Source organism: Paenibacillus sp. JZ16 (assembly GCF_015326965.1).
Taxonomy (GTDB): Bacteria; Bacillota; Bacilli; order Paenibacillales; family Paenibacillaceae; genus Paenibacillus_AQ.
In genome coordinates, this window is record NZ_CP017659.1 from 3,370,001 (window position 1) to 3,383,520 (window position 13,520).

General features: G+C 50.5%; 17 protein-coding genes (1 of these 17 cut by a window edge). 1 reads left to right on the forward strand and 16 read right to left on the reverse strand.

The features are described from left to right. On the forward strand, positions 1–335 hold the 3' portion of the coding sequence (locus tag BJP58_RS15430; protein ID WP_071219578.1) for a YgzB family protein. The gene continues 31 nt to the left of window position 1, outside the view; 335 of the gene's 366 nt are visible here — the last part of the coding sequence; the start codon falls outside the window, past its left edge; the stop codon is at positions 333–335. Positions 336–463: 128 nt separating this feature from the next. Here BJP58_RS15430 and BJP58_RS15435 read toward each other — a convergent pair whose 3' ends face one another. The 16 genes from BJP58_RS15435 to sigY all read right to left on the reverse strand — a co-directional run bounded on the left by BJP58_RS15435 (position 464) and on the right by sigY (position 13,414). Further along, positions 464–2,179 (reverse strand): glycosyl hydrolase family 18 protein, encoded by a 1,716-nt coding sequence (locus BJP58_RS15435; protein WP_194544570.1) that lies wholly within the window; start codon positions 2,177–2,179, stop codon positions 464–466. A gap of 116 nt (positions 2,180–2,295) precedes the next feature. Then, positions 2,296–2,715 carry a peroxide-responsive transcriptional repressor PerR gene (gene perR / locus BJP58_RS15440; protein ID WP_071219580.1) on the reverse strand — a complete coding sequence of 140 codons (420 nt, stop codon included), beginning with the start codon at positions 2,713–2,715 and terminating at the stop codon, positions 2,296–2,298. A gap of 88 nt (positions 2,716–2,803) precedes the next feature. Further along, positions 2,804–4,123: a DUF4097 family beta strand repeat-containing protein gene (locus BJP58_RS15445; RefSeq protein WP_194544571.1), complete on the reverse strand. Its 1,320-nt coding sequence runs from the start codon at positions 4,121–4,123 to the stop codon at positions 2,804–2,806. Between the two features lie 43 nt (positions 4,124–4,166). Continuing rightward, complete coding sequence (locus tag BJP58_RS15450; RefSeq protein WP_194544572.1) at positions 4,167–4,778, reverse strand: hypothetical protein; 612 nt, start codon at positions 4,776–4,778, stop codon at positions 4,167–4,169. Between the two features lie 194 nt (positions 4,779–4,972). Then, positions 4,973–5,686, reverse strand: a complete 714-nt coding sequence (locus BJP58_RS15455) for an MgtC/SapB family protein (RefSeq protein ID WP_071219583.1) — start codon at positions 5,684–5,686, stop codon at positions 4,973–4,975. A 49-nt stretch (positions 5,687–5,735) separates the two neighbouring features. Then, positions 5,736–6,194 (reverse strand): GNAT family N-acetyltransferase, encoded by a 459-nt coding sequence (locus tag BJP58_RS15460; RefSeq protein ID WP_071219584.1) that lies wholly within the window; start codon positions 6,192–6,194, stop codon positions 5,736–5,738. Between the two features lie 220 nt (positions 6,195–6,414). Then, positions 6,415–7,854 (reverse strand): Asp-tRNA(Asn)/Glu-tRNA(Gln) amidotransferase subunit GatB, encoded by a 1,440-nt coding sequence (gene gatB / locus BJP58_RS15465; protein ID WP_071219585.1) that lies wholly within the window; start codon positions 7,852–7,854, stop codon positions 6,415–6,417. A 30-nt stretch (positions 7,855–7,884) separates the two neighbouring features. Continuing rightward, entirely contained in the window at positions 7,885–9,342 is a 1,458-nt protein-coding gene (gene gatA / locus BJP58_RS15470; protein WP_194544573.1) for an Asp-tRNA(Asn)/Glu-tRNA(Gln) amidotransferase subunit GatA, read from the reverse strand. Positions 9,343–9,362: 20 nt separating this feature from the next. Then, complete coding sequence (gene gatC / locus BJP58_RS15475) at positions 9,363–9,650, reverse strand: Asp-tRNA(Asn)/Glu-tRNA(Gln) amidotransferase subunit GatC (RefSeq protein ID WP_071219587.1); 288 nt, start codon at positions 9,648–9,650, stop codon at positions 9,363–9,365. Positions 9,651–9,824: 174 nt separating this feature from the next. After that, a complete protein-coding gene (locus BJP58_RS15480; RefSeq protein ID WP_071219588.1) occupies positions 9,825–10,205 on the reverse strand; it encodes an ATPase in 381 nt (126 codons plus the stop codon). Between the two features lie 212 nt (positions 10,206–10,417). Further along, the gene (locus tag BJP58_RS15485) at positions 10,418–11,194 is read right to left on the reverse strand and encodes an ABC transporter permease (protein ID WP_194544574.1); all 777 of its coding nucleotides are present in this window, start codon (positions 11,192–11,194) and stop codon (positions 10,418–10,420) included. Further along, positions 11,191–12,114: an ABC transporter ATP-binding protein gene (locus BJP58_RS15490; RefSeq protein ID WP_194544575.1), complete on the reverse strand. Its 924-nt coding sequence runs from the start codon at positions 12,112–12,114 to the stop codon at positions 11,191–11,193. The genes BJP58_RS15485 and BJP58_RS15490 overlap by 4 nt, the downstream gene beginning before the upstream one ends. After that, complete coding sequence (locus BJP58_RS15495; protein ID WP_071219591.1) at positions 12,111–12,305, reverse strand: PLDc N-terminal domain-containing protein; 195 nt, start codon at positions 12,303–12,305, stop codon at positions 12,111–12,113. The genes BJP58_RS15490 and BJP58_RS15495 overlap by 4 nt, the downstream gene beginning before the upstream one ends. Before the next feature lie 35 nt (positions 12,306–12,340). Next, positions 12,341–12,550 (reverse strand): hypothetical protein, encoded by a 210-nt coding sequence (locus BJP58_RS15500; RefSeq protein ID WP_071219592.1) that lies wholly within the window; start codon positions 12,548–12,550, stop codon positions 12,341–12,343. Beyond that, on the reverse strand, positions 12,550–12,885 hold the full coding sequence (locus BJP58_RS15505; RefSeq protein ID WP_071219593.1) for a YxlC family protein: 336 nt from the start codon (positions 12,883–12,885) through the stop codon (positions 12,550–12,552). Before BJP58_RS15505 ends, BJP58_RS15500 begins: the two co-directional genes overlap by 1 nt. Then, positions 12,869–13,414 (reverse strand): RNA polymerase sigma factor SigY, encoded by a 546-nt coding sequence (gene sigY / locus BJP58_RS15510; protein WP_194544576.1) that lies wholly within the window; start codon positions 13,412–13,414, stop codon positions 12,869–12,871. Before sigY ends, BJP58_RS15505 begins: the two co-directional genes overlap by 17 nt. Between the last annotated feature and the right edge of the window lie 106 nt (positions 13,415–13,520).

Here is a 13,520-nt window from a genome sequence, read left to right on the forward strand (position 1 = left end):
TCCGCACTTGGGGATTGCTGCTGACGATGCTGGGTATGGGCCTTATGGTGCTTGGTACAGCCGGAATCGTATTCTTCGGCCAAGCAGGCAAAATATTTGCCGGAATCGGATTGGTGTTTGGCCTGATTATGATGCTGGGGAGTCTCGGCATTTACTTTTGGGCGGGTATGCTATCCACGAGTGCGGTCCAAATTCAGTGTCCGGAATGCAATAAATTGACCAAGATGTTGGGTAAAACCGACCGCTGCATGTTCTGCCATACGATTTTGACACTGGATCCAAGTCAGGCCAACATCACAGCAGAAGAGCTTGAAGCCCAGCAGACCAGATCCTAAAGTGATTTGCAGAAACTTGCTATCTCAATAGGATTTGCAACCTGTAAGACGATTAAACATAAAGAACCCGGTTATCCTCGTGATAACCGGGTTCTTTATTATGATATGAAAATAAGTCCTACTAATCTTTATTCATGTATCGTCTTCAGAACATGCCAGGTTTCCGGAATGGCAAAACTTCGGTTCCACGAAGCAATGCCGCCAAGCTTCAGCTTTTTGGCCATATTCACTCGGGATTGCAGAGAAGTGCCGTCCTCCATCCATATTTTCTTGATGGATTCTCCCTCCGTGAATTGGACATAATTCTGTCCTGTACCGGCATCAAGCGTACCTTTCACCTTCTGTTCCTTAAGCAAGGCCTGCAGCTTCTCCATGCCAATCGCTTTGGAGGACACCTTCGTCTCTCCCGCTTCGCTTGTTTCCGTCCAGACCCGTGTATATAGCGGTACGCCCAACACCAGCTTGGATGACGGTACCGCGTCCTCTTCCATGATTCGCCTTACCGACTGCTCGGCCCATGGCAGCGAGGATACGGATCCCGCTTTCGGACTCGCGGCCCAGTGCTCGTCATAAGCCATCACCATCATGTAATCAACCGTCTCTCCGAGTCGTTTCCGATCGAGAAAGAGCGACCACATCTCGCTGTTCGATTTTGGCGTAACATCAATGGAAACGATAAGCCCTCTGGCTTTGGCCAGCGGCTTCATCTCCCTCACGAACTGAACGACATTATCCTTATCTTTGGTATGAACATTTTCAAAGTCGATATTGATTCCGTCGAGTTTATATTGTTTGGCATAAGCCAGCATCTGCTTGATAATATGCGATCTTCTATCAAAAGTAGACAGCGCCTCGGTTGTCATATCCGGATCGAAGCTGTTGTCCATCAGACCCCAAACCTCCATGTTCCTGTTATGGGCCCAGCTTACATACTGCTTAACGGCTTTAGATTTGACCGTGCCTTCACCATCCACAATGCTAAACCAGGTCGGGCTGACCACATTGACACCGGGCAGTTCGCCAATGCTATCCGTGCTTGGATTTTTGTTATAAACAGCTTCCCATGCCAGATTGACCGACTTGTTCTTCCATTCCAGCTCTGCCCGCGAAGGAGTCTGCGCAAGCATCGGAATTTCCTTTACGTCCCCAAGTTTAACCTGCTCTTTAGGAACATATCCCGTATACCCGTTATCTGCCTGAACGAATAACCGCCCCTCTTCTTCAAGCCATACGCGAAGCCGCTCACCGGCCGGCATGTCCAATACAATCGGAGACTTCTTCTCCCCGCTCTCACGTAGAGCCACGGTTTCCTCAGGATTACCGGGTGCTGCTTCGGCAAGCTGAATCGAATCCCCCGCACGCATCAGAATAATGGCGCCTGTCGCCGAGTCCTCGTGAACGCTCACGCCATAATGCTGTTTGAGCGGCTTAATCGGAACATAGGCAATGCCGTCAATCAGCTTAGGTGCGTAGGGAATGGTAACTCCCTTGCCATTCAGCTCGCCCTTCGTGCTCTCCATCTTCATGCGGAATACGGATTCCGAAGTCGTTACAAGGACGGATTCTGTTTCTTCCTCATAACGAATGTTGGCATCCACGCTCTCCTGAATAACCGTTATCGGCAGCAGCAGCTCTTCGCCGGAGCCCCGGGCAGGCTGTTCCTTTAGCTCTCCCTGAACAAAAATCGGCTTGTCCATTCCACGCCAATCCGGCACGGTATAGGTCTGGTTCGGAAATAATGTGGTGACAACCCACCAAGCGCCAGCCGCGACCAACAACAACCCCAGAAAGAAAGAGCCCCCTCTCGTGCGCCTCTTCTTTCCCCGATATCTTCTTCTTGCCAAACTACTCCCCCATTTCACTCTCGCTCATTACTAACTCCTTAACGCCAAATAGCGCCCTTAAAAATAAAAACGTGTGGAATGGTTCATTCCGCACGTTTATTTATAACAACCGGCGTCTATTGGCAGGACTTGCAGAGCCCATACAGCTCCATTCGTAGTCCCTTTACTTCAAACCCGGTGCTTTTCTCCGCTTGTATTCCAACATCTTCAAGGGACGGATAGCTGAAATCTTCAATTTTACCGCAACTCTGGCATATGACATGATGATGGTCCGATACGTTAGCGTCGAAACGACTCGAGTTGTCCCCGTACGTCAACTCTCGCACCATGCCGGCTTCAATAAACATTTTTAGATTGTTGTATACTGTGGCTACGCTCATACTAGGAAAATTAGGTTCCAGAGCCCGATAAATATCATCCGCTGTCGGATGGCCCATAGATTCCACCAGATACGTTAAAATTGCATGACGTTGCGGCGTGATACGGACACCGGTCGTTTTCAGTTGTTCCAGCGCATGCTGTACGGAAGTTCCCATGGTTGCCCACCGCCTTCAAGTTTTAACTGGGTGTTACAAAACTTATATCGTTCTTAGCCTTCATTGTACGGCGTTTCTTGGATTGTTGTCAATCCGGGAGAGGCGTCCACCCCCCGCTGTTCCGGCCTTCCTCCTGTTCCGGATAGCTTCGGTAAATGTTCAGATTGCTGTTTCCCTCTATATGAATGGAATGTTCGCCTGTACCGGATTCGCCGGAAATGGTTTTCTGTTCAATCAGAAGATTGGGCAGCGTCGTCAGAATGCTGCCGTAGCTAATCGTCCCTTCAAGCTTGTAATCACCCTCGAGCGGAACGTGAAGATTCATCTCTCCAACCGCACTATACACATTCCAATCGCCACCAATACGGGTTGAACGTATAGCCACTCCACCATTGAGGGATTCAGCGCTTAATTGCGACTCTACCCCGCTGATCAGAATGTTGCCGTTTCTCGTCTGAACCCGGATATGATCGGTCGTTCGCTTTACCGTCATATTCCCCACTTGCGTGGTCAAATCCGTTTCGCCCGTAATGTCGACAGCCAGCATATTCCCCCGGTTAGTGGACATTTTAATATGACCGGTAACGCCGCGCGCCGTAATATCGCCATTTAAGGTCTTGCCCGTAACATTTCCATAAATCCGATCCATCGTAATCGGTCCATTACCGCTCTCCAGCAAAATATTCTCAATCGCTTCCACGCGGTTTAAGGTTATGGCTCCGTTCATCGTCCGTATCTCAAAATTGAATCGTCGATCATCCGGAACCGCGATGTTCACATTCATACGGGGCTGCCGTTTGCCCGATTCTCCATAGGCCTTCCCCTTGGACCGAATCGTAATCGTCTTGCCTTCCCCCACTTCGATCGTCGACTGCTCGGCGATCGCTTCGGCTAAACCGGGCTGCTCCTGATCGACCCATACTTCCGTCTCCACCTTGATATCGTCTACATCCTGCCTTGTGATGGAGATGTCCCCGTTTAAGTGATCGACGATGATTTTCTCGGTTTCAAGCTCAACGGGAATCTCCAATATCGGCTTCTCGAACCGGTTACCTTCAGCTTCGCTGTAATCCACTCCCGCTGCCGTCAAATTCAGGCTCACCCGATTCCAGAGATGGAGAAAATGCTCCTGCTGGGAAATGACGAATACGGAGGCCGTAACAGCCACTGCCAGCAGAATCCCCCTCAAGTCAGGCCGAAACCGAAATTCTTTGCGTCTGCCCAAGAGACGCGACAGCGTGTACCTGACTATATATTCAACGCCGAACAGGATAAACAACAGCGGCCACCAGCGCTGGAGCATAAATATATAATCCGTGCCTCTCCACTCGTCCAACAGCAATAATATGCCCGTGCATACAAGCAGCAAGGCGGCTGTATATCGTCCCACTCTAATTTTATGTTTCATCCGTCTCCTCCCCTCATCGGTTATCACCGTACCACTGTATGCGTTACAAGGATTTGCCCTTGTCTCTTCGGTGGCGGAGAGCTTCCCGGATCCCCGCCCATATCCCGATAACGATCAGCATGATAGCAGAGGCTTCCGCACCATAATCTCGGATTCCTGCCTGCAGCCAAGGCGGCTTCTGGTGAAACAAAATGAGCAGCGTCCCGGTAACAACCAACATGAGGCCAAAAGCGATTCCCCGCTCACCCCGGAACGGATGATTCCGTCCTGATCCGTCCTCGGAAGCAGCAGCCGCTGCCTCACCGCGTCTTTTTCGGGAAATAATATATTCCGCTGCCTGCAGCACGTCATACACGTTATAAAAATACCCCACCGGTATCAGAAGACCCAGAACGACAAGCAGCGGTACATTGATCTGCATTCCAATGGAAGAAAAATATAAAAGCGCCGATATGTCCAGCAGCAGCAACATTATAAATGTTATCCCCTTACGGTACATACCGAGGTACACATGACCCAGACCCGGAATGAGAGCGGCTAATAGAAGTGCATATAATTTCCGCTTTTTTCGCTGCAGCCCCGGGTGTCGCTTAACCTGGACCTGATGCCGTTTCTTCTTGCTGACTTGGGTTTGTGGTTCGGGTGTTAAATTCATAACCTTCTCGCCTCCTTCCAAACATCCTGGGACAGGCGCTGTTTTACGATGTTTTTCTTTGATAGTACCCCAACAAGGAGCTGAAGTAACTGGCAAAAAACTGGATAGACCGTCCGCAGAAAGCTGGCAAACCTACAAAAAAACGGCACCGCCGGTGGCTCAGCAGTAGCCGTTTGTTATGCTTCATTCCTATCCTATTCAGCCGTTACCATCGTTACATGGCCGATTCCCCGCAACTGCCGGGTGATCTCCATCGGTTCGAATTTGCGATCGGTCAAGACCTGCAGCGAGATTTCGAGCCCTAATACCGCAGGCTGCAGCTCCCCGTATGCCGCACCGCTTCGTTCGTTAACGATAAGCTTCTTGATCACGAATTCCTGTTCCTCCAGAACAGCGGATATGTCATCCAAAATATTCGGCGTATTTGCTGCGTGGACAGTAATCAGATGCAGTTTGCTGCCGCGGATGTAACGCTGCTCCAGCTTATTGAAGACAACCAGATTAAGAAGAATTAGCACCGTCGATACGATCGAGGCAAAATAAAAACCGGCCCCAATCGCTAACCCCACGGCCCCCACAACCCAGATGGACGCAGCAGTGGTTAGTCCGGTAATGGATTTTCCTGTAAACAGAATGGTACCGGCACCCAAGAAACCGATCCCTGTAATGACGGCCGTTGCCAAGCGCGCTGGATCAATCCGAACGTTAATCTCGTCTACAAAATCGGAGAAACCGTAAATGGATAACAGCATAATAAGCGTAGAACCCAAACATACCAATATATGCGTGCGCAGTCCTGCAGCATGGTTCGAACGTTCCCGTTCAAAACCGATCAAGCCGCCAAGCAGCATAGCCAGCAGCAATCTTAATAAAATGGATACATTATCTATCACCCAAGGATTATTCAAAAGAACGATACTCCCCTCACGTCTGCTTCAGTCGCTTATGCTTTATCATTCATTGTATATGAAGATGGAACTCGGTCAATTCCACACCCGGAGCAACCTCAAAAGCGTGATTTTTAACAAACCCGAATTTCTCATACAAGGTTACCGCAGGCGTATTGCGCGTCCCTGTTGAGACCACGAACATGGGCGCCTCCTTATAGGATTCCAACACGTGGCGAATTAATGTCCCCGCGATCCCTTTGCGAAAATGACCCGGATGGACCATCATTCGTGATATGGTGACCTGCTCCTGTTCCGGCTCGACTGCGATTGCTCCGATAAGATCTCCTTCTTCATTAATATAACCAAAAAAGGTTTCCCCGCTCGAACGGATCGTATCGAAGGTATCCTGCAGCGGAGGGATTTCCGAGAATCCGATTAATTCAGCTTCCAAAGGGTACGCCATGTGCTGCAGACTCCATATCTGCTGGACGGTATCCCTATCCTCCAAAGATAATGCTCTTATCATATATTCATCCCCTGACCAAGTTATTATAAGAAAAGCGTCTATCGACGTGCTCTCAAAAGAAGAAAGACCGCGTTTAGCGGTAGTTTTTCTTGCGATATCAGGCAGCAGACCCTCCGAAAGTTTATACTTTCCGATATCTTAAAAAGGAACTTGCCCCTGATGCGGGGCAAGCTCCCATTACCTAAAAAACAATTCGAAGAACATGACGGATACACGTTGATTATCCGTTCAGCACCTCAACCAGCAGTTTGTTGGCCAGCGCAGGATTGGCTTTTCCCTTGCTCTCTTTCATCACTTGACCCACCAGGAAGCCGATCGCTTTCTGTTTACCTGCTTTGTAGTCCTCCACGGATTGCGGATTGTTTGCAACCACCTGCTCGACAATGCTCTTGATCGCACCTTCATCGCTGATTTGGACAAGGCCCTTCTCCTCAACGATTTGCGCAGGTAGCTTGCCGCTCTCCAGCATCTCTTTGAAGACGGTTTTGGCGATTTTGCTGCTGATGGTTCCCTTCTCGATCAATCCGATCATCTCGCCCAGGCCCTGGCCCGTGATCTTCACTTCAGACAGCTCCAGATTGTTCGAATTCAAATAACCCAGCAAATCTCCCATGATCCAGTTCGATACGGATTTAGCATCCTTCGTATAGTTCAAGCTGTCCTCGAAGAAGTCGGCGAGCAGCTTGGACGACGTGATGACCGCGGCATCATAATCCGGCAATCCATACTCCGATGCATAACGTGCCTTACGGGCATCCGGAAGCTCCGGAATCGTCGCACGAACGGCCTCTTTCCACTCTTCGCTAATATGCACCGATACCAGATCCGGGTCCGGGAAATAACGGTAGTCGTGCGCCTGCTCCTTCCCGCGCATGGAGAAGGTTTTTGCCTGCGCTTCGTCCCAGCGGCGGGTTTCCTGTACGATCACGCCGCCCTCATCGAGAATTTCCGTTTGCCGGTACTGCTCATATTCCAAGCCGCGCTGTACGCCGCGGAAGGAGTTCATATTCTTCAGCTCGGCCTTCGTGCCGAGTTCCTTCTGTCCCCATGGACGAAGACTGATGTTAGCGTCGCAGCGAAGCGACCCTTCTTCCATCTTCACGTCCGATACGTCGCAGTATTGCATAATCGCACGCATTTTCTCCAGATAAGCTTTGGCTTCCTCCGGCGTTGAGATCTCAGGCTCAGACACGATCTCAACCAGCGGCGTTCCTACGCGGTTAAAGTCAACCAGCGAGGCATAACCGCCATCCACGTGCGTGAGTTTACCTGCATCCTCCTCCAGATGAAGCCGGGTAATCCCGATTCGCTTCGTCTTTCCGTCCACCTCAATATCGATCCAGCCGTTCTCACCGATCGGCTGATCGTACTGGGAAATCTGGTATGCTTTCGGGGAATCCGGGTAGAAGTAATTCTTGCGGTCAAATTTGCTGACATCGCCGATGGTGCAGTTCAGCGCCATCGCAGCCTTCATGGCATATTCCACAGCCTGGCGGTTTAATACGGGCAGCACGCCGGGATGGCCAAGACAGATGGGACATGTATGTGTGTTCGGCGGGGCTCCAAACGCAGTGGAGCAGCCGCAAAATATTTTGGAATTCGTATGCAGCTCTACGTGCACTTCCAATCCGATAACCGTTTCATATTTTGATGTAGACATCGATTGTTTCCCTCCTTCTCTGCCGCCGGTTTACAGTTCAGGCCGCCGTTTGTGGTGTTCAGTATTTTGCTCATAGGCATGCGCGACGCGCAGTACGGTCGACTCATCAAAGGCTTTGCCGATGATTTGCATACCTACAGGCAGTCCGTCCGCGAATCCGCAAGGAATACTGACTGCCGGCACACCTGCCAAGCTGACAGGAATCGTCAGGATATCATTCAAATACATCGTCAGCGGATCGTCGACCTGAGCTCCGAGCTTGAAAGCCGTAGTCGGAGCTGTAGGTCCGATGATGACATCATATTGCTCGAATACTTTATCGAAGTCCTGCTTGATAAGTGTACGGGCTTTCTGTGCCTTCAAATAATAGGCGTCGTAATAACCCGAGCTAAGCGCATAGGTACCCAGCATGATGCGGCGTTTCACCTCATCGCCGAAGCCTTGGCTGCGGGACTCATGATACAAGTCGATCAGGCTGCCTGCATTGTCGGAACGAACGCCATAGCGCACGCCGTCAAAGCGGGCCAGGTTCGACGAGGCTTCCGAAGAAGCGAGCAAATAATATGTTGCTACCGCATAGTCGGTATGCGGGAGGGAAACTTCATCCCAGGTAGCGCCCATCGCTTCGAGCACCTTCAGTGCGTTCAGGACAGTTTCCTTCACTTCAGCGTCAACGCCCTCGCCCAGGTATTCCTTAGGCACAGCAATGCGAAGACCGGTAACGTCTCCGGATAATGCGCTCAGATAGTCGGGCACGTCCACTTTGGCAGATGTCGAATCCATCGGATCGTAACCGGCAATGGCTTGCAGGACATAAGCGGAATCTTCCACATTTTTCGTCAAAGGCCCGATCTGATCCAGCGATGATGCAAAGGCAACAAGGCCGAAACGGGATACGAGGCCATAGGTTGGCTTCAGTCCCACGACACCGCAATAAGAGGCAGGCTGCCTGATGGAGCCGCCTGTATCCGACCCCAACGCAAAGTAGGCTTCACCTGCAGCTACGGCCGCAGCCGAGCCGCCGCTTGACCCGCCGGGTACCCGCTCTAAATCCCATGGGTTGCGCACGGGATAGAAGCTGGAATTCTCATTGGAGCCTCCCATTGCAAACTCGTCCATGTTCAGCTTGCCGATTGTCACCGTATCCGCTGCACGCAATTTACCGACAACCGTTGCATCATAAACCGGCGTGAAATTGGACAAAAACTGACTAGCGCATGTGGTGCGAAGTCCTTCTGTCACGATATTATCCTTGATTCCGACAGGAAGCCCGAACAACAGTCCACGCGTTCCCTCTGAAGCCAGCCTCTCATCCAAAGCCTTGGCGGATGAACGAGCGCCTTCTTCGTCCAAAGTAATAAATGCCTTCACCCGATCCTCACGTTCGGAAATACGGGTAAAAGCTTGGTCAACCAGATCGGTTACGGAAAGCTCCTTATTCTGCAGCTTATTATGTATCTCCGTTAACTTGTAATCAAACAGACTCAAGTGTGTATCCTCCCTTCAGGCTATTCCAAAACAGCAGGTACTTTAATTTGATCGTCTTCTTCATCCGGTGCGTTAAGCAGCACCTTCTCAATAGGTAAACTCTCGCGCACCTCGTCTTCTCTCATGACATTGCTGAGATGAAGCACGTGTGTAGTCGGCTCAACACCTTCTGTATCCAATTCATTTAACTTCTCGGCATATTGTAAAATCGCATTCAGTTGGCCGGTAAACATCTGCTCTTCTTCAGGCGTCAAATTCAAACGGGCCAACTTCGCTACATGCTGAACATCCTTATCGGTAATGCTCATGGCTTTGCATCCTCCTTCATGCCCCTATCCAGTTAAAGGGGTAAAGTCTGTCACGACAACTTTTCTCATTATATTGTAGAAGCATGCAAGATTCAATCCAAACAGCTTGAAGCTTGCTGCTTCGAAGTTACTTTTCCATTCCATCAAAAAAAGAGTCGGCCTCAGCCGACTCTTCTAAATCCAAGCACGAAGATTCACTTGTTTGATGAAATCCGCCTGGGATATTGCTTCCTTGGTTTCTTCTTCCTCTTCAACACTTTCCAACTCGCCGTTCATCACTTGATGAAACAGCTTCTCATTATATGTCGACAGGGCGAAATCGATGAGCGCTTCCCGCTCGACCCGCTCAGCTTCCTGCTTCAACACGATTGATTCCAGCTCGACATCATCTGCCGGAACAAAAAAATTACGGTTGAGGCTCGGAATCCGAATGACGTAATCGAACGCATTGTCCGGATTTCGGTCATAAGCGATGATATAACCGTATTGACCGATTGGAAGATTCTGCTCAAAGGCGTCCGCAACGATTGTAATCTTTTCCCCTAAACGCAGCATCGTCTACCTCCTGAGTGTCTATCCTTTTTTAAGAGATAAGAAAATATAAACTTCAGAGGTTTATCATCCTTATCTCGCAAGAAAAACTTCCGCTAAATACGGTCTCTCTTCCGATAACGTACGTCGATGACGTTTTTCTTGTCTTCATAGTCTACTAAAAAAAGATAGAGATGTCCATGTGATTCAGATAAAACCTGAATCTCCCATGAAAACTAGGATTGCGGGGACAGCGGACTCCTTCTAAGCAGCCTCGCGGCAACGATAATCGACACCGCCATAATCAGCATGGCAACGAGTACCGGTGACCACGCGCTGCTCCCTGCGTCAAGAATTCGCTCAGCGGCCATGCTGCTTAAACGGCCCGGACTCCATAGAACGCGGGAGGGCAGCAAACCGGATAAGAGCGAAAGTACGCCGGCAACTGCCAAGCTGATGAAGGCCGCAGCCGGCCCGCGAAGGACGGCACCGAGGGGCAGCACAAGCGTTACGATCCAGGCCAGCCATACAGCATATAAGCCCCCGCCGCTGGTAACCGATCCCCATTCCAAAGGACCGATGAGCTGATACGTGTAATATGCAGCACCGCCAAGTCCAATCGCAAAAGAAACGACCAGCAGCGTCATCAAGGCGGCCCATTTGGCAGACATCATGGGGATCGTGGATACCGAGCGGGCGAGAATAAGCTCAGCCGTGCCGGTGGCTCGCTCCCCTGCTACCGTGTTCATTCCCGCCAGCACAAGCACCAGCAGGCCGATGGTGCTGAATTGGCTCAAGGTTGATGCCATGACATTCTCGGCGGACGGGACGGTAAATAATGCCGCCGCTTCCGGGGGCAATTCCCCGGCCATGGTCAGGATATCCGGCAAATAATAGGTGGAAACCGGCTGCATAATGCCAAGAAGCAGAAAGACTGCAGGTACCCAAATCCATTTATAGGTCCGGCTTGCCTCGAGCATTTCTTTTTGATAATAAATCCAGAACGACTTCATGAGCCCACCACCTTCATAAACATATCCTCGAGCGAAGACGTGCCTGCTTCAAAACGAAGCAGTTCGATTTCGTCATCGGCAAGCTCCTTGATTAAAGCAGCCCGCGCAAGATCCATATCCGTCACCATCAGCTTGGCGCCGCGTTTGCCGAGTTCGATCTCATGCACATAAGGACGGTTCACAAGACTGTCGAGCCAAGCAACCTCCCGCTCCCCCGGTTCAACCTCAATCGATAGGACCGGCTGGCGATATTTCGTGCGAAGTTCGCTAAGCGCGCCTTTCTCCGCAATTTCCCCGTCTACCATCAGTACCATGTCATCGCAGATTTCCTCCGCATCGTGAAGCACATGGGTTGAGAACAGAACGGTGACTTCCCCGCGCAAGCGGCCCAGCAGGTCCATAACCTCACGACGCCCGATCGGATCAAGCGCCGATACCGGCTCGTCCAGCATGATCAGCTCAGGCTTATGCACCAGCGCTTGAGCAATGCCAAGCCGCTGCTTCATTCCGCCGGAGTAACCGGATATTCGGCGTTTGGCTGCCTGCTCCAGGCCAACCATTTCGATGACTTCCCGACTTCTCTTATTAGCCTCTCGTCCGGATATTCCCGACAGCTTGGCGCTGAAAGACAAGTACTCCATGCCCGACATCCAGCTGTAAAACTTCGGATACTGAGGCAAGTAACCGGTCCGTTGACGCCAGCCGTTCGTTTGCGTATCGGCTGAACCATATCGGATCTCACCCCGGGTTGGAGGTATTAATCCAGCCAGCATCCGCAGTGTAGTTGTTTTGCCGGCACCATTAGGACCAAGCAGGGCCGTACAGCTTCCTCGCTGCAATTCAAATGAAATGCCCTTAACCGGCGTGATGCTTCCTATGCTTTTGGTCAATTCATGAATGCTTAAAATTTTTTCCGTCAAGCTTCTCTCCTCCCCGCAACAAAATAAGCAACGCTGCCAAGAAGGTTACCCAGCAGTATAATCAACACCCATACCCATCTCGGTCCACGTATGTTTGCCGGCTCTGCCCGAAACAAAGATATCAGCCCCGTTACTGCGAGAATGGCTTGCAATGCAAGAATCGGCCAGATCAATCCCCAATTAATTTCCATAATAATCCCCCATGTTCCGTATATAATGAAGAAACTTAAGACTTGCGGTCATCTTTGTGGATGACGAATATCCAGTAAAAGAGCAGCGGCATCGGCATTGTCGTAGACCCCCATATCCCCCAGAACCAAGCCATCTTGCCAAGCCCCCGCTTCCTCGCATCCAAGAAAAGCCATGTCCCTTGAATCAGCACAAGCACAACGGCAAGGATGATCACTCCCAGCGGGCTCTCGTTAACTTCATTCATCAGATCCCCTTCTTTCCGGCAGATCTCAGACTCTTGGAAAATACAAGAACGGAAATCCCGGCAACCATGCCGAACCCGTGAATAAACAGTAGGATCTTCGGCGCCGCCAAGGCAGCCATCAATCCGCCACCAACGATAAAGAGTGAAATCAGAAGAAAGAGCAGCAATTCGTATTTCATCCGCCGCCGCTTGCGCTCCAAGGTATGAACGGCCAGCGTATGCAATCCTTCCAGGGATGGGGATGGCGCATCCTCAAACAATTGATCCACCCGCTCCATTTCTTTGGTAAATCCTTCAATCCATATTTCGTCCTCATGCTCAGGTCCTTTGACCATCGTCACCCATCTCCTTTCGCAGCTGTTTGATACCGTAGGCTGTTCGTGATTTCACCGTTCCTTCGGGAATACCGAGCATCGTTCCGATTTCATCATAGCTATAGCCGTAATAATGCTTCAGCAGGATGGCAATCCGGTGATCCTCAGATAAGCGGGATAATCCATTCAACATATCCGTCCAATCTTCTCCCCGCCGCTCCATCTGCCAGCGCATCCGCCTTGCCGACTGAACCGCCTCCTGCTCCAGCCATTTCTTCTCCCGTTTCTTACGCCGGGTGCTATCTATGAACAACCGGGTAGCAATGGTAATCATCCAGGAGGAGAAGGACGAAGTCCCGTTATAACGGTTCATATTCTCCATGCATCGAACAATGGTATCCTGTGCAGTATCCTCTGCAACCATCGGGTCCATCGTCACTTTTAGCAAATATTTATAAAGAAAGGAATAATGCTGCTTGAACAGCAGCGCCATAGCCGCTGCATCTCCTAATTGCGCTTGTTGTATCAAGCCCTCTTCATCAGGGATCATGAAAAAATCATCACCTTCTTTCGCATTCCAACCGTAATACGATTAACAACAGCCAATCGTTCAAATGGAGTTTTATATTTATCCTGTACCGAATGATATCAATTAT

Coding starts and splice junctions, on each gene's coding strand:
- perR (WP_071219580.1), bottom strand. CDS start 2,715: ATGGGAACTTCCGTACAGCATGCGCTGGAACAACTGAAAACGACCGGT.
- BJP58_RS15445 (WP_194544571.1), bottom strand. CDS start 4,123: ATGAAACATAAAATTAGAGTGGGACGATATACAGCCGCCTTGCTGCTT.
- BJP58_RS15450 (WP_194544572.1), bottom strand. CDS start 4,778: ATGAATTTAACACCCGAACCACAAACCCAAGTCAGCAAGAAGAAACGG.
- BJP58_RS15460 (WP_071219584.1), bottom strand. CDS start 6,194: ATGATAAGAGCATTATCTTTGGAGGATAGGGATACCGTCCAGCAGATA.
- gatB (WP_071219585.1), bottom strand. CDS start 7,854: ATGTCTACATCAAAATATGAAACGGTTATCGGATTGGAAGTGCACGTA.
- gatC (WP_071219587.1), bottom strand. CDS start 9,650: ATGAGCATTACCGATAAGGATGTTCAGCATGTAGCGAAGTTGGCCCGT.
- BJP58_RS15480 (WP_071219588.1), bottom strand. CDS start 10,205: ATGCTGCGTTTAGGGGAAAAGATTACAATCGTTGCGGACGCCTTTGAG.
- BJP58_RS15485 (WP_194544574.1), bottom strand. CDS start 11,194: ATGAAGTCGTTCTGGATTTATTATCAAAAAGAAATGCTCGAGGCAAGC.
- BJP58_RS15495 (WP_071219591.1), bottom strand. CDS start 12,305: ATGGAAATTAATTGGGGATTGATCTGGCCGATTCTTGCATTGCAAGCC.
- BJP58_RS15500 (WP_071219592.1), bottom strand. CDS start 12,550: ATGAATGAAGTTAACGAGAGCCCGCTGGGAGTGATCATCCTTGCCGTT.
- BJP58_RS15505 (WP_071219593.1), bottom strand. CDS start 12,885: ATGGTCAAAGGACCTGAGCATGAGGACGAAATATGGATTGAAGGATTT.
- sigY (WP_194544576.1), bottom strand. CDS start 13,414: ATGATCCCTGATGAAGAGGGCTTGATACAACAAGCGCAATTAGGAGAT.